Below are 16,651 nucleotides of genomic sequence, written 5' to 3' on the forward strand. Positions count from 1 at the left end.
GCGGCCTCGCGGTCCGATTCGCGAGGAAATCAAGATGAGCAAATTCGCCAAAGCCGCCTGCCTGGCGTCCGCGCTGGGCCTGTTCAGCCATATGGCGCTGGCCGACAGCGCCGCCGGCGTCTGGAAGACGATAGACGACGAAACCAAGCAGGCCAAGGCCCTGGTGCAGATCACCGAAAGCGCCGGCGGCGAGCTGAACGGCAAGATCATCAAGCTGTTCGCCAATCCGGAAGCGGTGTGCGACAAGTGCGAAGGGGACCGCAAAGGCAAGCCGGTCAACGGCATGCAAATCCTGTGGGGCCTGAAGAAGGACGGCGCCGAGTGGGGCAGCGGCAAAATCCTGGATCCCAAGTCCGGCAAGATCTACACCTCCGGCGCCAAGCTGATCGAAGACGGCAAGAAGCTGCGCGTGCGCGGCTACATCGGCCCCTTCTTCCGTTCCCAGGTGTGGGAGCGGCAGTAAGCGCAAGGGCCGCGACGCGGCGCGCGTGAGCAAGGCGGAAGCGCGAACAGCTTCCGCCTTTTTCTTTATTGGGTACAATCGCTGCTGATGAGCTCCCTAATCGACCCCGCCAATCAGCCGCCGGCCGTGGCGCCGGCGCTGGCCAAGAAGCTGGAAAAGCTGGGCATACGCCGCCGTTTCGATCTGGTCCTGCATCTGCCGCTGCGCTATGAGGACGAGACCCATCTGTACGCCATCGCCGACGCGCCATACGGCCAGGCGGTGCTGGTGGAGGGCGAGGTGATCGCCCATGAGATCCAGTTCCGACCGCGCCGCCAACTGGTGGCGCGCATCGAGGACGCCAGCGGCAGCCTGGTGCTGCGCTTCATTCATTTCTACCCCAATCAGGTCAAGCAATTCACCACCGGCAACCGGGTGCGCGCGCTGGGCGAGATCCGCCGCGGCTTCGCCGGCGACGAGATGGTGCATCCCAAGATCCGCGAAGTGGGCAACGGCGCGCCGCTGGCGGACAGCCTGACGCCCATCTATCCCACGGTCAACGGCCTGACCCAGCCGGCGCTGCGCAAGCTGATCCACGCCGAGCTGGACAGCCAGCCGCTGGGCGAGACGCTGCCGGAGGAGCTGGCCGCGCCGCTGCGGCTGACGCCGTTCGCCGAGGCGATCCGCCTGCTGCACCTGCCGACGCCGGACTACAGCGCCGGCCAGCTGGCCGATCCGGCCCTGCCGGCCTGGCAGCGGCTCAAGTTCGACGAGTTGCTGGCGCAGCAGCTGTCGATGCGGCTGGCCTATCGCGCGCGCAGGCTGGGCCGCGCGCCGCCCTTGCGCGGCGACGGCGCCTTGAGCCGGGCGCTGGCCGAGCGCCTGCCGTTCACGCTGACCGGCGCGCAGCAGCGCGCGCTGGCGGAAGTCCGCGCCGACCTGACCCAGCCGCACCCGATGCACCGGCTGCTGCAGGGCGACGTGGGCAGCGGCAAGACCATCGTCGCGGCCCTGGCGGCGCTGACCGCGATCGAATCCGGCTACCAGGTGGCCTTGATGGCGCCGACCGAAATCCTGGCCGAACAGCATTTCCTCAAGCTGTCCGCCTGGCTGGAGCCGCTGGGCGTCCCGGTGCGCTGGCTGGCCGGCAGCCTGCGCAAGAAGCAGAAACAGGAGGCGATGGCGGCCATCGCCAGCGGCGAAACGCGGCTGGCGGTGGGCACTCACGCGCTGTTCCAGGACGAGGTGGCTTTTGAGCGCCTGGGCCTGGTCATCGTCGACGAACAGCATCGCTTCGGCGTGGGCCAGCGGCTGGCGCTGAAAGAGAAGGGCGGCGAGCCGCATCAGCTGATGATGTCGGCGACGCCGATTCCGCGCACGCTGGCGATGAGTTTCTACGCCGACCTGGACGTGTCGGTGATAGACGAATTGCCGCCGGGGCGCACGCCCATCGTCACCAAGCTGATCAATAGCGCGCGCCGCGAGGAGATCGTCGCCCACGTGGCCAAGACCTGCGCCGACGGGCAGCAGGCCTATTGGGTGTGCCCGCTGATCGAAGAATCGGAAACCCTGCAATTGCAGACCGCGGTGGACACCCACCAGCAACTGACCGCCGATCTGCCGCATTTGGGCGTGGGCCTGGTACACGGCCGGATGAAGGCGGACGAAAAGGCGGCGGTGATGGCGGCCTTCGCCCGCAACGAGCTGCAAGTGCTGGTGGCCACCACGGTGATCGAGGTGGGCGTGGACGTGCCCAACGCCAGCCTGATGGTGATCGAGCACGCCGAACGCATGGGCCTGGCCCAGTTGCATCAATTGCGCGGCCGGGTGGGGCGCGGCAGCGCGCGCAGCGTCTGCGTGCTGATGTTCGACAACCCCTTGTCGGACTTGGCCAAGGCGCGCTTGAAAGTGATTTACGAGAATGTTGACGGTTTCGAGATCGCGCGCCAGGATTTGCTGATCCGCGGCCCCGGCGAACTGCTGGGCGCGCGTCAGAGCGGCCTGCCCATGTTGCGTTTCGCCAACCTGGAAGAAGACCTGGAACTGCTGGAAGCGGCGCGCGAGCTGGCGCCCTTGCTGCTGGAGCGCCATCCGCAGGCGGTGGACGCTCATCTGGACCGTTGGCTGGCGGGACGCGAGCAGTTTCTCAAGGCTTGAGTGCGCCATGAATCGGGTAAAAAAAAGCGCCTCGGCTGGGGGGCTGAGGCGCAAAGGGATTGCTGCAAACAACAAAGGAGAAACCATGATGAAGCGAGCAAATATTAGCAATTTATAAAATATTGGCACAAGCAATCCGGGCTTAAAGCTTGACCCAGGTCAATCGAAAATTTTCCGGGAGGAAATGCCAAAAGAAAAAGCCACCGCGATGCGGTGGCTTTGTTTTTTTCCGGCAGCCTTAAACAGAGGCTGAAAGACCGTGACCGGACTTGATTACAGCCAGAGCGAGGCCACGTAGTACAGCCCGCCCGCCAGCAGCATGGACACCGGCAGGGTGAACAGCCAGGCCAGCGCGATGGAGCGGATGGTGGACATCTGCAGGCCGGCCTTGTCCGCCACCATGGTGCCGGCCACGGCGCTGGACAGCACCTGGGTGGTGGACACCGGGAAGCCGAACTGGCTGGCGAGGCCGATGGAGATGGCGGCGGTCATCTGCGCCGACACGCCCTGGGCGTAAGTCATGTCTTTCTTGCCTATGCCTTCGCCCACGGTCTTCACCACGCGGCGCCAGCCCACCATGGTGCCGATGCCCAGCGACAGCGCCACGGCGACGATCACCCAGGTGGGCGCGTATTCGGTGGTGGTGGTCAGATCCTTGCGCAGGTTCTGCAGCATCTGCTTGTCGTCGGCGGACAGCTTGGGCAGCGCGGAGGCCTTCTTGGCGGCGTCGTCCAGGCACAGCAGCTCGGTGCGCACGTTCCAACGCTGTTCCGAGCTCAGCGCGTGGTAGTCGCCGCCGTCGCCCATGGTGCTCAGCAGGCGCTTGACGGTGTCGCCGGTTTCCAGCGGATGGCACTCGTACTGGCTGCTGCCCTTGGACGGCACGATGATCTTGCTCAGTTCGACCTGATGGCGCTCATAGAACTTCTGCAGGTGAATGGCGGCGTCCCGGGTGCGGTCCAGCTGGTAAGGCGTGCTGTCCAGATCCAGCACGAACTTGGCCGGCACAATGCCGATCAGCACCAGCATGATCAGGCCCACGCCTTTTTGGCCGTCGTTGGAGCCGTGGGCGAAGCTGACGCCCATGGACGACACGATCAGCATGAAGCGGGTCCAGAACGGCGGATGCTTGCGGCCTTCCACTTGCTGGCGTTGGTAGGGGGTTTTGTGCACATTGCTGTGCGGCCGGTAGCGCCGCAGCAGAATGACGATCAGCGCGGCGAGCAGGGCGCCCACCACGGGCGAGGCCAGCAGCGAGGCGCCGACGTCGATGGCCTTGCTCCAGTTGATGCCGTGGGACAGCGAGGTGCCGTGGATCAGGCTATTGGCCACGCCCACGCCCAAAATGGCGCCGATCAGCGTGTGGCTGCTGGAAGCGGGCAGACCGAAATACCAAGTGCCCAAGTTCCAGGCGATGGCGGCGGTCAACAGCGCGAATACCATGGCCATGCCGCGGGTGGTGTTGATCGAGATCAGCAGGTCCACCGGCAGCAGGTGCACGATGGCGTAGGCGACGGCGAGGCCGCCGGTGATTACGCCGAGGAAGTTGAAAATACCGGAATAGAACACCGCGAGACGCGGTTTCATCGATTGGGTATAGATAACGGTTGCCACCGCGTTGGCGGTGTCATGGAAGCCGTTGATGAACTCAAAGGCGAGCACGAAGCCCAGGGAAAGCACCAAGGTGATGGCGACGTGGGTCTCAAGCCCGGAAAACAGGTCCAACATGGTGAAATGTGCACGCAGTATCGTAAAGGCGGGATTGTTGTGTCCAAGGCCAATGCCGTCAAGTACTTATAAAAAAAAAATAAATGGTGTCGCATTTGCCGGAAAAGCATGCGGAATCGCCTTGACAGACCGGGCGGGGAGAACGGCGGATTTAAGCTGTTTTTTGCCGCCGTCATGCGCTTTTGCCCGCGTGGAAACGCCAACGGCCGTCATGCCGGAAACGGTCATGACGGCGGTCTGAGAGCCGGGGCGGAATCAGCCGAACTTGCCGGTGATGTAGTCCTCGGTGGCCTTCTTCTGCGGGGTGGTGAAGATGGAGTCGGTGTCGCCGAACTCGATCAATTCGCCCAGATACATATAGGCGGTGTAGTCCGACACCCGCGCCGCCTGCTGCATATTGTGGGTGACGATGGCGATGGTGTAGTCCTCTTTGAGCTCATGGATCAGCTCTTCGATGTGGGCGGTGGAAATCGGGTCCAGCGCCGAAGTGGGCTCGTCCAGCAGCAGCACTTCCGGCTTGGACGCCACCGCGCGCGCGATGCACAGCCGCTGCTGCTGGCCGCCGGACAGCGAGTTGCCGGACTGCTTGAGCTTGTCCTTGACCTCGTCCCACAGCGCGGCCTTGCGCAGCGCCCATTCCACTCGGTCCTCCATCTCGCCCTTGGACAGTTTTTCGTAGAGCTTCACGCCGAAGGTGATGTTGTCGTAGATGGACATCGGGAACGGGGTGGGCTTCTGGAACACCATGCCCACCTTGGCGCGCAGCAGGTTGACGTCCACGTCGCGGCCCAGGACGTTGTGGCCGTCCAGCAGGATGTCGCCCTCGGCGCGCAGGCCGGGGTAGAGCTCGTACATGCGGTTGAAGGTGCGCAGCAGCGTGGACTTGCCGCAGCCGGACGGGCCGATGAAGGCGGTGACCTTGCGCGAGGCGATTTCCAGCTGGATGTTCTTCAGCGCGTGGAAATTGCCGTAAAAGAAGTTCAGATTCTTGACCTGAAGCTTGGAGTGGATTTCAGCCATGGTCTGCAAGCCTTAATGCGATTGGTTTTTCTGGCTGCCCATCCAGCGGGCAACGATGTTCAGCGTCAGCACGCTGAAGGTGATCAAGAGGGAGCCGGCCCAGGCCAGCTTGTGCCAGTCTTCGTACGGGCTCATCGCGAACTGGAAGATCACGATGGGCAGGTTGGCCATCGGCTGGTTCATATTGCTGTTGAAGAACTGGTTGTTCAGCGCGGTGAACAACAGCGGCGCGGTTTCGCCGGAAATGCGCGCCACCGCCAGCAGGATGCCGGTCAGCACGCCGGCCTTGGCCGAGCGCAGGGTGACGTGCAAAGTGACCTTCCACTGCGGCGCGCCCAGCGCGGACGCGGCTTCGCGCAGGCTGCCCGGCACCAGGCGCAGCATGTTCTCGGTGGTGCGCACCACCACCGGAATCACCAGGATGGCCAGCGCGAAGGAGCCGGCCCAGCCGGAAAAGTGGCCGACCGACACCACGTAGACTTCGTAGATGAACAGGCCGATGACGATGGACGGCGCGGACAGCAGGATGTCGTTGATGAAGCGGGTGGCCGGCGCCAGCCAGCCGCGCTGGCCGAACTCGGCCAGATAGATGCCGGCCAGAATGCCGATCGGCGTGCCGAACAAGGTGCCGAAGCCGGTCATCATCAGGCTGCCGTAAATGGCGTTGGCCAGGCCGCCGGTGCTGCCCGGCGGCGGGGTGCTGGAGGTGAACACCTCCCAGTTCAGCCCGGACAGGCCGTGCTGCAACAGGGTGGTCAGAATCCAGAACAGCCAGAACAGGCCGAAGGCCATGGTGAACATCGAGGCGCCCATATTGACGCGGTTCACCAGCCGGCGGCGGCGATAGACGCTGCTGTCGGCTTTGGCGGCGATGGCGGACTGGGGCGGGCGCAGGGCGGAAGTCATAACGGTTTGGCTCATGCGGTTAGCGTCTCTCATGCTCAGGAAGGACGACCTTCCTGTTTCTTCAGGCGCAGCAACAGCAGTTTAGAACACGCCAGCACCACGAAGGTGATGAAGAACAGAATCAGGCCCAGTTGAATCAGGGAGGAGAGATACAGCTCGCCGTTGGCCTCGGCGAACTCATTGGCCAGCGAGGAGGCGATGGAATTGCCCGGCTCGAACAGGCCGGCGGCGAAACGGGTGGAGTTGCCGATGACGAAGGTCACCGCCATGGTCTCGCCCAGCGCGCGGCCCAGGCCCAGCATGATGCCGCCGACCACGCCGGTCTTGGTATAGGGCAGCACCACGTAGCGCACCACTTCCCAGGTGGTGGAGCCCAGGCCGTAGGCGGACTCCTTCAGCATCACCGGCACCACTTCGAACACGTCGCGCATCACCGAGGCGATGAAGGGAATGATCATGATGGCCAGGATCAGGCCGGCGGTGAAAATGCCTATGCCCATCGGCGCGCCCTGGAACAGCACGCCCAGCAGCGGCACCTCGCCCAGGGTGTCGATCAGCAGCGGCTGCACGTGGTCGGCGAAGATGGGCGCGAACACGAACAGGCCCCACATGCCGTAGATGATGGACGGGATGCCGGCCAGCAGTTCCACCGCGATGCCCAGCGGCCGCTTCAGCCAGGTGGGGCACAGCTCGGTCAGGAACAGGGCGATGCCGAAGCTGACCGGCACGCCGATCAGCAAGGCGATGAAAGAGGTGGCCAGGGTGCCGAAGATGGGCACCAGCGCGCCGAACCGCTCATTGACCGGGTCCCAGTCGCTGGTGACCAGAAACTTGAAGCCGAAGGCGTGGATGCTCGGCAGCGCGCCGATCAACAGCGAAATCAGGATGCCCACCAGCAAGGCCAGCACCAGGAAGGCGAAAAAACGGGTGACCCAGCGGAACAGATTGTCCAGCAATAACTGGGTTTTGATTTGCTGCGGATTGCTCAACTTTTGCATATGCATGCTCATTTATCAGACAAAAAGCCGGGGAGCGCGTCCCCGGCCGCTTGCGTGCATTGTATGCGGCTCAGTTCCACACCGGCTTGCCGCCGTTGTCGGCAATTTGCTTCCAGCTGGCGCGGATCACGCCCTTGATCGCGTCCGGCATCGGGATGTAGTCCAGATCCAGCGCGGTCTTGTCGCCGTTCTTGTAAGCCCAGTCGAAGAACTTCAGCACCTCGCCGCCTTGCGCCGGCTTGTCCTGTTTCTTGTGCATCAGGATGAAGGTGGCGCCGGCGATCGGCCAGCTGTCCTTGCCCGGCTGGTTGGTCAGCAGCAGGTAGAAGCCCGGCGCTTTTTTCCAGTCGGCGTTGGCGGCGGCGGCCTTGAAGCTGGACTCGTCCGGCTTGACGAAGCTGCCGGCCTGGTTCTGCATCAGGCCGAAGGCCAGCTTGTTCTGCTTGGCGTAGGCGTATTCCACGTAGCCGATCGCGCCCTTGATGCGGGTCACGTAGTTGGCCACGCCCTCATTGCCCTTGCCGCCCACCGGGTTGCCTTTCCAGCTGACCGCGGTGTTGGAGCCCACTTCCTTGGCCCAGTCCGGAGAGACCTTGGACAGGTAGTTGGTGAAGATGAAGGTGGTGCCGGAGCCGTCGGAGCGACGCACCACGGAGATGCGCAGGTCCGGCAGCTTGACGCCGGGGTTCAGCTTGGCGATGGCCGGGTCGTTCCACTTGGACACCTTGCCCAGGTAGATGTCGGCCAGCAGCGGGCCGGTGAACTTCACTTGTCCCGGGGTGATGCCGGGCACGTTCAGCACCGGCACCACGCCGCCGATCACGGTGGGGAATTGGGTCAGTCCGGATTTTTCCAGCTCTTCCGGCTTCAGCGGCATGTCGGACGCGCCGAAATCCACGGTTTTGGACTGGATCTGCTTGATGCCGCCGCCGGAACCGATGGATTGATAGTTCAGATTATTATTGGTGCCGGCCTTGTAGGCGGCGGCCCATTTGGCGTACAGCGGGTACGGGAAGGTGGCGCCCGCGCCGGTGATGTCGGCGGCCACGGCCGCGCCGGACAGGCAGACGGAACCCAGTACAAACGATGCGGCCAGACGAACAGACTGTTTCATGCCTACTCCTGAGAATGGATGAGGTGCGTGGTGATGGGCGCATGCTAAGGCTGAAATTTTTCAGGAATATTACAAGTCGTCGAAACGGCTTCGTTTGCGGACAATCAACATCAGCCGGATGCCGGTTTGAGCCAAGATGGCGGCTGCGGATATAATCGGCGGATATTCAAGAATCGCGGGAGGCGGAGATGGCCGGCAAGCTGGTGATTGGCAACTGGAAGATGAATACCCGCGCCGACAGCGCGCAGACGCTGCTGCAGGCGCTGCTGGCGGACGAGACGAGCAACCGCGACTGGGTCGGCGTGGCCGCGCCGGCGGTCTACCTGGCCGGCCTGGGCGAGCGGCTGCGCGGTCAGGCCTTGCGCCTGTGCGCGCAGGACGTCAGCGCCTTCGATCAGGACGGCGCCTTCACCGGCGAGACCAGCGCCGCGATGCTGGCCGACATCGGCTGCGCTTACACCCTGGTGGGCCACTCGGAGCGCCGCCAGTACTTCGGCGAGAGCAACGCGGTTCTACTGAAGAAGATGCGCGCCGCCATCGCCGCCGGCCTGGTGCCGGTGTTGTGCGTCGGTGAAACGCTGGACGAGCGCGAGGCGGGCCGTCAGTTGGAGGTGATTAGAGATCAGCTTGCGCTTCTGTCCGAGATAGACCATGGTGAATACGTTGTGGCTTATGAACCGGTCTGGGCCATCGGCACCGGCAAGGTGGCGACGCTGGCGCAAATCGCCGAAATCCACGGCGCGATCAAAAATTGGTGCTTGCAAAACGTCAAGGCCTCCGATAATATTCGCGTCCTCTACGGCGGCAGTGTCAAGGCAGAGAATGCCGAAGCGATTCTGGCGACTGAAAATGTCGACGGAGCCCTTGTTGGAGGGGCATCTCTGGACGCCGGTTCATTCAGGGCAATTTGCCAAGCCGCAGGAAAATTGATATAGTATGGAACTTATTAAGACGCTTATCTGGATTGTAAATATCCTGTCTGCAGGGACTATTATCGTGCTGGTTTTGATGCAGCACGGCAAAGGCGCGGACATGGGGGCGGCTTTCGGTAGCGGCTCTTCCGGTAGCTTGTTCGGCGCGTCTGGTTCTGCGAATTTCTTGAGTAGGACAACCGCTGTCGCAGCGGCCGTGTTCTTCTCGACTTCCCTTGCTCTGGTTTTTCTGTCTGGGGGCGGAAAAAGCGATTTGGGCGTAATGGGGACCAAGGTTGAACAGGTTGCACCGCAAATCCCGGCCGGTGTGCCTAGCGATAAAGCTTCGGGTACGACATCGAAAATACCGGAGTAACAATTAAAGCTTGCTGTGCCGACATGGTGAAATTGGTAGACACGCTATCTTGAGGGGGTAGTGGCGAAAGCTGTGTGAGTTCGAGTCTCACTGTCGGCACCACCATTCAAAAACAGGCCACCGGGACTCCGGTGGCCTGTTTTATTTGGAGCCAAGGGGGGTAACCCCCTTTTTTGTGGGGGTGTACGGGAAATGCTGCAAAATTACTTTCCCATTCTGCTGTTTGTCATGGTCGGACTGTTGGTCGGCGTAGGCCCTATTTTATTGGGCAAACTGCTGGCTCCCAATCGTCCCGATCCTGAGAAACTGTCTCCGTATGAGTGCGGCTTCGAGGCTTTCGAAGATGCCCGCATGAAGTTTGACGTCCGCTATTATCTGATAGCCATCCTCTTCATCCTGTTCGACCTCGAGGTCGCCTTCCTGCTGCCGTGGGCGGTGGTGTTGAAGGAGCTGGGGACCTATGGTCTGGGCGTCATGGTGGAGTTCCTGGGCGTATTGACCCTGGGCTTCGTCTACATGTGGAAAAAAGGAGCTCTGGAATGGGAGTAGAAGGTATTCTGGAGAAGGGGTTTGTCACCACGACGGCTGACAAGCTCATCAATTACACCCGAACCGGTTCGCTGTGGCCGATGACCTTTGGTCTGGCCTGTTGCGCGGTCGAGATGATGCACGCCGGCGCGGCGCGCTACGACCTGGACCGTTTCGGCATCGTGTTCCGTCCCAGCCCGCGCCAGTCCGATCTGATGATCGTGGCCGGCACGCTGTGCAACAAGATGGCTCCGGCCCTGCGCAAGGTTTACGACCAGATGGCCGAGCCGCGCTGGGTGATCTCGATGGGGTCCTGTGCCAACGGCGGCGGCTATTATCATTATTCCTATTCAGTCGTGCGCGGCTGCGATCGCATCGTGCCGGTCGACGTCTACGTGCCCGGCTGTCCGCCAACTGCAGAGGCCTTGCTGTACGGCATCATTCAGCTGCAGAACAAGATCAAACGCACCAACACCATCGCCCGCTAAGGTAGAAACTTATGGCCTCCAAGAAAATGGAAGCGTTAGGGTCGGCTGTGCAGCAGGCGCTGGGCGACAAGCTCGTGCAAAGCACGCTGGCTCTGGAAGAGCTGACCATTGTATGCAAGGCGGCGGATCTGATCGCCGTGGCGACCACGCTGCGCGACCACGCCGACCTGTCTTTTGAGCAATGCATCGATTTGTGCGGCGTGGACTACAGCGCATACCGCGACGAGGTATGGGACGGTCCGCGCTTCGCCGTTGTCTACCACCTGTTGTCGGTCAAGCACAATCAGCGCGTCCGCCTGCGCGTGTTCGCCGAAGACGACGCCTTCCCGGTGGTCGACTCGGTCGTCGGCGTCTGGAGCGGCGTCAACTGGTTCGAGCGCGAAGCGTTCGACCTGTTCGGCATCGTTTTCGACGGCCACCCCGACCTGCGCCGCATCCTGACCGACTACGGTTTCGTCGGCCATCCGTTCCGCAAGGACTTCCCGCTGTCCGGTCACGTGGAAATGCGTTACGACCCGACACAACAGCGCGTGATCTATCAGCCGGTGACCATCGAGCCGCGCGAAATCACGCCGCGCATCATTCGCGAGGAGAACTACGGTGGCTGAAATCCGTAACTACACCCTCAACTTCGGCCCGCAGCACCCGGCTGCGCACGGCGTGTTGCGCCTGGTGCTGGAACTGGACGGCGAAGTCGTCCAGCGCGCGGACCCGCACATCGGCCTGCTGCACCGCGGCACCGAAAAGCTGGCCGAGAGCAAGACCTTCATCCAGTCGCTGCCTTATATGGACCGTCTCGACTACGTGTCCATGATGTGCAACGAGCACGCTTACTGCCTGTCCATCGAGAAGCTGCTGGGCATCGACGTGCCGGAACGCGCGCAATACATCCGCGTGATGTTCGCCGAGATCACCCGTCTGCTGAACCACTTGCTGTGGATTGGCGCGCACGGCCTCGACATCGGCGCGATGACCGTGTTCCTGTACGCCTTCCGCGAACGCGAAGACCTGATGGACTGCTATGAGGCGGTGTCCGGCGCGCGTCTGCACGCGGCTTACTTCCGTCCCGGCGGCGTGTATCGCGATCTGCCGGACAGCATGCCGCAGTACACCGTCTCCAAGATCAAGAACGCCCGCGAACTGGCCCGCCGCAACGAAGGCCGCCAGGGTTCGTTGCTGGACTTCATCGACGAGTTCACCCAGCGCTTCCCGGGCTATGTGGACGAGTACGAGACCCTGCTGACCGACAACCGCATCTGGAAACAGCGCACCGTCGGCATCGGCGTGGTGACGCCCGAGCGCGCGCTGAACCTGGGCCTGACCGGCCCGATGCTGCGCGGCTCCGGCATTGCCTGGGATTTGCGCAAGAAGCAGCCCTACGATGTGTATTCCAAGCTGGATTTCGACATCCCGGTGGGCGTCAACGGCGATTGCTACGACCGCTACCTGGTGCGCGTCGAGGAAATGCGTCAGTCCAACCGCATCATCCGCCAGTGCGTGGAATGGCTGCGCAAGAACCCGGGCCCGGTGATCACCGACAACCATAAAGTGGCGCCGCCTTCGCGCGAAGGCATGAAGGCCAATATGGAAGACCTGATCCACCACTTCAAACTGTTTACCGAAGGCATGCACGTGCCGGAGGGCGAGGCTTATGTGGGCACCGAACACCCGAAAGGCGAGTTCGGCGTCTACCTGGTGTCCGACGGCGCCAACAAGCCGTACCGCCTGAAGATCCGCGCGCCCGGCTACGCTCACCTGGCGGCGCTGGACGAGATGGCCAAGGGCCATATGATCGCCGACGTGGTGGCCATCATCGGTACGCAGGATATCGTGTTTGGGGAGATTGACCGCTGATGCTGTCCGCTGAATCGCTAGCCAAAATCGATCGCGAAGTCGCCAAATATCCCGCCGACCAGAAACGGTCCGCGGTGATGGGCGCCTTGCGCATCGCGCTGACTGAACGTCGCGAAGCGGGCTCCGCTCCGGAGGAGCGTTGCCTGAATACCGAGGTGATCGAGTTCGTCGCCAACTACCTGCAGATTCCGCCGGTAGCCGCGTACGAAGTCGCCACCTTTTACAATATGTACGACATGAAGCCGGTTGGGCAGTACAAGATCACTGTCTGCACCAACCTGCCCTGTGCCTTGTCCGGCGGCGTCAACGCGGCCGAGTACATCTCCCGGAAGCTGGGCATCGCCATCGGCGAAACCAGCGCCGACGGCAAGTACACCTTGCTGGAAGGGGAGTGCATGGGCGCCTGTGGCGACGCGCCGGTCTTGCTGGTCAACAACCACAAGATGTGCAGCTTCATGACGCCCGAAGCAATCGATAAGAAACTGGCGGAGCTGAAATAATGGCAATCTTCGTCAATGGCGTGATTTTCGATGGCGTCGACACTTCCGACCCCAATTGCTGGCAACTGAGCGCCTACGAGGCGCGCGGCGGCTACCAGGCGCTGCGCCGCATCCTGGACAGCAAGATGGCCCAGGAAGACGTGATCGCCGAAGTGAAGAACTCCGGCCTGCGCGGCCGCGGCGGCGCGGGTTTCCCCACCGGCCTGAAGTGGAGCTTCATGCCGCGCTCCTTCCCGGGCGACAAATACGTGGTGTGCAACACAGACGAGGGCGAGCCGGGCACTTTCAAGGACCGCGACATCCTGCGCTTCAATCCGCATTCGCTGATCGAAGGCATGATCATCGCCGGTTACGCGATGGGCACCAAGGCCGGCTACAACTACATCCACGGTGAAATCTTCGCCGAGTACGAGCGTTTCGAAGAAGCGCTGGACGAAGCGCGCAAGGCGGGCCTCCTCGGCGAGAACATTCTGGGTTCCGGCTTCAACTTCGACCTGTTCGCCCATCACGGCTACGGCGCCTACATCTGCGGCGAGGAAACCGCGCTGCTGGAATCGCTGGAAGGCAAGAAGGGTCAACCGCGCTTCAAGCCGCCGTTCCCGGCCAGCTTCGGCCTGTACGGCAAGCCGACCACCATCAACAACACCGAATCGTTCGCCTCGGTGCCCTTCATCATCCGCGACGGCGCGCAGCCCTTCCTGGAAAAGGGCAAGCCGAACAACGGCGGCACCAAGCTGTTCTCGGTGTCCGGCCACGTGAACCGTCCGGGCAACTACGAAATCCCGCTGGGCACCCCGTTCTCCGAACTGCTGGAAATGGCCGGCGGCATGCGCGACGGCAAAAAGCTCAAGGCGGTGATCCCGGGCGGCTCGTCCGCGCCCATCCTGCCCGCCGACGTCATGATGCAGTGCACGATGGACTACGACAGCATCGCCAAAGCCGGCTCGATGCTGGGTTCCGGCGCCGTCATCGTGATGAACGAAGACGTGTGCATGATCAAGGCGCTGGAGCGTCTGGCCTACTTCTACCATGAAGAATCCTGCGGCCAGTGCACGCCGTGCCGCGAAGGCACCGGCTGGCTGTACCGCGTGATCCATCGCATCGCCAACGGCCAGGGCCGTCCGGGCGATCTGGAGCTTCTGGATTCCGTGGGCAACAATATGGCGGGCCGCACCATCTGTGCGCTGGCCGACGCCGCCGTGTTCCCGGTTCGCAGTTTCACCAAGCATTTCCGTCACGAGTTCGAGTACGCGATCGAACACGGAAAGACCTTGGTGGACCACAAATGGTGTTGAGCGATGCTTGAAATCGAAATCGACGGAAAAAAACTGACGGTCCCGCAAGGCAGCACCGTCATGGAAGCGGCCCACTCGGTGGGCACGTACATTCCGCACTTCTGCTACCACAAGAAGCTGTCCATCGCGGCCAACTGCCGCATGTGTCTGGTGGAAGTGGAAAAAGCGCCCAAGCCGCTGCCGGCTTGTGCCACCCCTGTGACCGACGGCATGAAGGTCCATACCCACTCCGACATGGCCAAGAAGGCCCAGGCCGGCGTGATGGAATTCCTGCTGATCAACCATCCGCTGGATTGCCCGATTTGCGACCAGGGCGGCGAATGCCAGTTGCAGGATCTGGCCGTGGGCTACGGCAACTCCTCCTCGCGCTATCAGGAAGAAAAGCGCGTGGTGGTGGGCAAGGACATGGGCCCGCTGGTCTCGGCGGAAGAAATGTCGCGCTGCATTCACTGCACCCGTTGCGTGCGCTTTACCGAGGAAGTCGGCGGCTTCCAGGAAATCGGCATGGCTCATCGCGGCGAGTTCTCCGAGATTCTGCCCTTCCTCGGCAAGACCGTGGATTCGGAAATCTCCGGCAACGTCATCGATCTGTGCCCGGTGGGCGCGCTGACCTCCAAGCCGTTCCGCTACAGCACCCGCGCCTGGGAGCTGTCGCGCCGCAAATCGGTCAGCCCGCACGACGGCCTGGGCTCCAACCTGATCGTTCAGGTCAAGAGCAATGAAGTGATGCGCGTGCTGCCGCTGGAAAACGAGGCCATCAACGAGTGCTGGATCGCCGACCGCGACCGCTTCTCCTACGAGGGCTTGAACTCGGCCGAGCGTCTGAAGCAGCCGATGATCAAGTTCGACGGCCAGTGGCACGAAACCGACTGGGAAACCGCGTTGAACTACGTGGTGAAGGGCTTGAACGGCGTGTCCGCCGATCACGGCAAGGACGCCATCGGCTTCCTGGCCAGCCCGCACTCCACCACCGAAGAACTGCATCTGGCGCAAAAGCTGGCGCGCGCCTTCGGCGTGGAAAGCATTGATTACCGTCTGCGCCGCAGCGACTTCGCCGCCGACGCGGCCAAGCAGGGCGCCGAGTGGCTGGGTTCCGGCATTTCCGATCTGGTCGCGGCCAAGTCGGTGCTGGTGGTCGGCTCCACGCTGCGCAAGGAACAGCCGCTGCTGACCTCGCGTCTGCGCACCGCGGCCAAGAAAGGCAGCGAGCTTAACATTATCCATGTCGCCGACGACGAGCTGCTGATCAAGATCAACGCCAAGCTGATCGTATCGCCGCTGGCGCTGGTCAACGGCTTCGCCCAGGTGCTGAAGGCCGTGGCCGAGATCAAGGGCGGCGAAACCGCCGTCGATCTGTCCGCAGTGCAAGTGTCCGCCGAGGCGCGCCGCATCGCCGAGAGCCTGAGCGGCGCGGAAACCGCCGCCGTGGTGCTGGGCAACGTGGCGCAACACCATCCGGCGTTCAGCCAACTGCTGGCCGTGGCGCAGGAGATCGCTCGCCTGAGCGGCGCCCGCTTCGGCGTGCTGTCCGAGGCCGCCAACAGCGTGGGCGCTGAACTGGCGGGCGCGCTGCCGCAAGGCGCGGGCGCCAACGCCGCCGCGATGATCGCCCAGCCGAAGAAGGCTTACGTGCTGCTGAACACCGAAGTCGAGTTCGACAGCTACAACCCGCAAGCCGCCGTCGCCGCGATGAAGCAGGCCGCCACCGTGATCGCGCTGACCGCGTTCAAGGGCCAGGGCCTGCTGGATTACGCCGACGTGCTGCTGCCGATCGCGCCGTTCTCCGAGACCGCCGGCTCCTTCGTCAATATGGAAGGCAAGCTGCAGAGCTTCAACGGCGTGGTGCGTCCGCTGGGCGAAGCCCGCCCGGCCTGGAAAGTGCTGCGCGTACTGGGCAATATGCTGAATCTGTCCGGCTTCGACTTCAACAGCGCCGAGGAAGTGCGCGCCGAGCTGCTGGCCAAGGGCGACATTGCCGCGCGCCTGAACAATGCGCTGAGCCAGCTGAACGTCGCGGCCGCCGCGGCCGCCGGCGTGGCGCGCATCGGCGAAGTGCCGCTGTACCAGGCCGACGCCGTCTGCCGCCGCGCCGAGTCGCTGCAACAGACCCGCGACGCGGCCGAGCCGGTGGCTTCCGCCCACAGCGGCCTGCTGCAGAAGCTGGGCATCGCCGTCGACAGCACCGCATTGCTGAGCCAGGGTTCCGGCCAGGCGCGCGTGCGCATCGTCGCCGACGACAGCCTGCCGCAGGATACGGTCCGCATCGCTACCGCTCACGCGGCCACGCTGGCGCTGGGCGGCATGTTCGACGCTATCGAGATCACCCAGGGGTAA

Annotated in this window: 17 protein-coding genes and 1 tRNA gene; 12 read left to right on the plus strand and 6 right to left on the minus strand. The window is 63.0% G+C overall.

Annotated features, from left to right (window positions below; genetic code table 11):
• The first annotated feature begins 34 nt into the window (after window positions 1-34).
• Entirely contained in the window at window positions 35-463 is a 429-nt protein-coding gene (locus HQN78_RS24440; RefSeq protein ID WP_227104759.1) for a DUF2147 domain-containing protein, read from the plus strand.
• 87 nt (window positions 464-550) lie between these two features.
• A complete protein-coding gene (gene recG / locus HQN78_RS24445) occupies window positions 551-2,599 on the plus strand; it encodes an ATP-dependent DNA helicase RecG (RefSeq protein ID WP_107800411.1) in 2,049 nt (682 codons plus the stop codon).
• A gap of 273 nt (window positions 2,600-2,872) precedes the next feature.
• On the opposite strand, the gene HQN78_RS24450 is transcribed toward recG, so the two are convergent.
• The 6 genes from HQN78_RS24450 to pstS form a co-directional block, all read right to left on the minus strand.
• Window positions 2,873-4,327 carry an inorganic phosphate transporter gene (locus tag HQN78_RS24450; RefSeq protein ID WP_107800410.1) on the minus strand — a complete coding sequence of 485 codons (1,455 nt, stop codon included), beginning with the start codon at window positions 4,325-4,327 and terminating at the stop codon, window positions 2,873-2,875.
• A gap of 66 nt (window positions 4,328-4,393) precedes the next feature.
• Window positions 4,394-4,555 (minus strand): hypothetical protein, encoded by a 162-nt coding sequence (locus HQN78_RS24455; RefSeq protein WP_158274327.1) that lies wholly within the window; start codon window positions 4,553-4,555, stop codon window positions 4,394-4,396.
• Between the two features lie 27 nt (window positions 4,556-4,582).
• Window positions 4,583-5,347 carry a phosphate ABC transporter ATP-binding protein PstB gene (pstB, locus tag HQN78_RS24460; protein WP_043590752.1) on the minus strand — a complete coding sequence of 255 codons (765 nt, stop codon included), beginning with the start codon at window positions 5,345-5,347 and terminating at the stop codon, window positions 4,583-4,585.
• 12 nt (window positions 5,348-5,359) lie between these two features.
• Window positions 5,360-6,253: a phosphate ABC transporter permease PstA gene (gene pstA / locus HQN78_RS24465; protein ID WP_227108605.1), complete on the minus strand. Its 894-nt coding sequence runs from the start codon at window positions 6,251-6,253 to the stop codon at window positions 5,360-5,362.
• Between the two features lie 35 nt (window positions 6,254-6,288).
• Entirely contained in the window at window positions 6,289-7,251 is a 963-nt protein-coding gene (gene pstC / locus HQN78_RS24470) for a phosphate ABC transporter permease subunit PstC (protein WP_107800408.1), read from the minus strand.
• Between the two features lie 70 nt (window positions 7,252-7,321).
• The gene (pstS, locus tag HQN78_RS24475) at window positions 7,322-8,365 is read right to left on the minus strand and encodes a phosphate ABC transporter substrate-binding protein PstS (RefSeq protein ID WP_107800407.1); all 1,044 of its coding nucleotides are present in this window, start codon (window positions 8,363-8,365) and stop codon (window positions 7,322-7,324) included.
• Between the two features lie 188 nt (window positions 8,366-8,553).
• On the opposite strand from pstS, the gene tpiA reads away from it, so the two are divergent.
• From tpiA to nuoG, 10 genes are all read left to right on the plus strand, one after another.
• Window positions 8,554-9,300 carry a triose-phosphate isomerase gene (tpiA, locus tag HQN78_RS24480; RefSeq protein ID WP_107800406.1) on the plus strand — a complete coding sequence of 249 codons (747 nt, stop codon included), beginning with the start codon at window positions 8,554-8,556 and terminating at the stop codon, window positions 9,298-9,300.
• 1 nt (window position 9,301) lies between these two features.
• Complete coding sequence (gene secG, locus HQN78_RS24485; protein WP_227104753.1) at window positions 9,302-9,652, plus strand: preprotein translocase subunit SecG; 351 nt, start codon at window positions 9,302-9,304, stop codon at window positions 9,650-9,652.
• Between the two features lie 17 nt (window positions 9,653-9,669).
• Window positions 9,670-9,754: transfer RNA gene (locus HQN78_RS24490), tRNA-Leu, on the plus strand.
• Window positions 9,755-9,844: 90 nt separating this feature from the next.
• Window positions 9,845-10,201 (plus strand): NADH-quinone oxidoreductase subunit A, encoded by a 357-nt coding sequence (locus HQN78_RS24495; protein WP_019103472.1) that lies wholly within the window; start codon window positions 9,845-9,847, stop codon window positions 10,199-10,201.
• On the plus strand, window positions 10,192-10,668 hold the full coding sequence (locus tag HQN78_RS24500; RefSeq protein ID WP_019103471.1) for an NADH-quinone oxidoreductase subunit B family protein: 477 nt from the start codon (window positions 10,192-10,194) through the stop codon (window positions 10,666-10,668). Before HQN78_RS24495 ends, HQN78_RS24500 begins: the two co-directional genes overlap by 10 nt.
• 11 nt (window positions 10,669-10,679) lie before the next feature.
• Window positions 10,680-11,276: an NADH-quinone oxidoreductase subunit C gene (locus tag HQN78_RS24505; protein ID WP_227104752.1), complete on the plus strand. Its 597-nt coding sequence runs from the start codon at window positions 10,680-10,682 to the stop codon at window positions 11,274-11,276.
• A complete protein-coding gene (locus HQN78_RS24510; protein WP_227104751.1) occupies window positions 11,269-12,522 on the plus strand; it encodes an NADH-quinone oxidoreductase subunit D in 1,254 nt (417 codons plus the stop codon). Before HQN78_RS24505 ends, HQN78_RS24510 begins: the two co-directional genes overlap by 8 nt.
• The gene (gene nuoE, locus HQN78_RS24515) at window positions 12,522-13,022 is read left to right on the plus strand and encodes an NADH-quinone oxidoreductase subunit NuoE (protein WP_235086977.1); all 501 of its coding nucleotides are present in this window, start codon (window positions 12,522-12,524) and stop codon (window positions 13,020-13,022) included. Before HQN78_RS24510 ends, nuoE begins: the two co-directional genes overlap by 1 nt.
• Window positions 13,022-14,317, plus strand: coding sequence for an NADH-quinone oxidoreductase subunit NuoF (gene nuoF / locus HQN78_RS24520; RefSeq protein WP_205467332.1), 1,296 nt, complete (start codon window positions 13,022-13,024; stop codon window positions 14,315-14,317). Before nuoE ends, nuoF begins: the two co-directional genes overlap by 1 nt.
• A 3-nt stretch (window positions 14,318-14,320) precedes the next feature.
• Complete coding sequence (gene nuoG / locus HQN78_RS24525; RefSeq protein ID WP_235087000.1) at window positions 14,321-16,651, plus strand: NADH-quinone oxidoreductase subunit NuoG; 2,331 nt, start codon at window positions 14,321-14,323, stop codon at window positions 16,649-16,651.

Source organism: Chromobacterium sp. Beijing, from assembly GCF_021496765.1.
In the GTDB taxonomy this organism is placed as follows: Bacteria; Pseudomonadota; Gammaproteobacteria; order Burkholderiales; family Chromobacteriaceae; genus Chromobacterium.

Bases quoted from the DNA above. Each gene is read 5' to 3' on its own strand.
- HQN78_RS24440 (WP_227104759.1), top strand. From the start codon at position 35: ATGAGCAAATTCGCCAAAGCCGCCTGCCTGGCGTCCGCGCTGGGCCTG.
- recG (WP_107800411.1), top strand. From the start codon at position 551: ATGAGCTCCCTAATCGACCCCGCCAATCAGCCGCCGGCCGTGGCGCCG.
- HQN78_RS24450 (WP_107800410.1), bottom strand. From the start codon at position 4,327: ATGTTGGACCTGTTTTCCGGGCTTGAGACCCACGTCGCCATCACCTTG.
- HQN78_RS24455 (WP_158274327.1), bottom strand. From the start codon at position 4,555: ATGACCGTTTCCGGCATGACGGCCGTTGGCGTTTCCACGCGGGCAAAA.
- pstB (WP_043590752.1), bottom strand. From the start codon at position 5,347: ATGGCTGAAATCCACTCCAAGCTTCAGGTCAAGAATCTGAACTTCTTT.
- pstA (WP_227108605.1), bottom strand. From the start codon at position 6,253: ATGACTTCCGCCCTGCGCCCGCCCCAGTCCGCCATCGCCGCCAAAGCC.
- pstC (WP_107800408.1), bottom strand. From the start codon at position 7,251: ATGCAAAAGTTGAGCAATCCGCAGCAAATCAAAACCCAGTTATTGCTG.
- pstS (WP_107800407.1), bottom strand. From the start codon at position 8,365: ATGAAACAGTCTGTTCGTCTGGCCGCATCGTTTGTACTGGGTTCCGTC.
- tpiA (WP_107800406.1), top strand. From the start codon at position 8,554: ATGGCCGGCAAGCTGGTGATTGGCAACTGGAAGATGAATACCCGCGCC.
- secG (WP_227104753.1), top strand. From the start codon at position 9,302: ATGGAACTTATTAAGACGCTTATCTGGATTGTAAATATCCTGTCTGCA.
- HQN78_RS24495 (WP_019103472.1), top strand. From the start codon at position 9,845: ATGCTGCAAAATTACTTTCCCATTCTGCTGTTTGTCATGGTCGGACTG.
- HQN78_RS24500 (WP_019103471.1), top strand. From the start codon at position 10,192: ATGGGAGTAGAAGGTATTCTGGAGAAGGGGTTTGTCACCACGACGGCT.
- HQN78_RS24505 (WP_227104752.1), top strand. From the start codon at position 10,680: ATGGCCTCCAAGAAAATGGAAGCGTTAGGGTCGGCTGTGCAGCAGGCG.
- nuoE (WP_235086977.1), top strand. From the start codon at position 12,522: ATGCTGTCCGCTGAATCGCTAGCCAAAATCGATCGCGAAGTCGCCAAA.
- nuoF (WP_205467332.1), top strand. From the start codon at position 13,022: ATGGCAATCTTCGTCAATGGCGTGATTTTCGATGGCGTCGACACTTCC.
- nuoG (WP_235087000.1), top strand. From the start codon at position 14,321: ATGCTTGAAATCGAAATCGACGGAAAAAAACTGACGGTCCCGCAAGGC.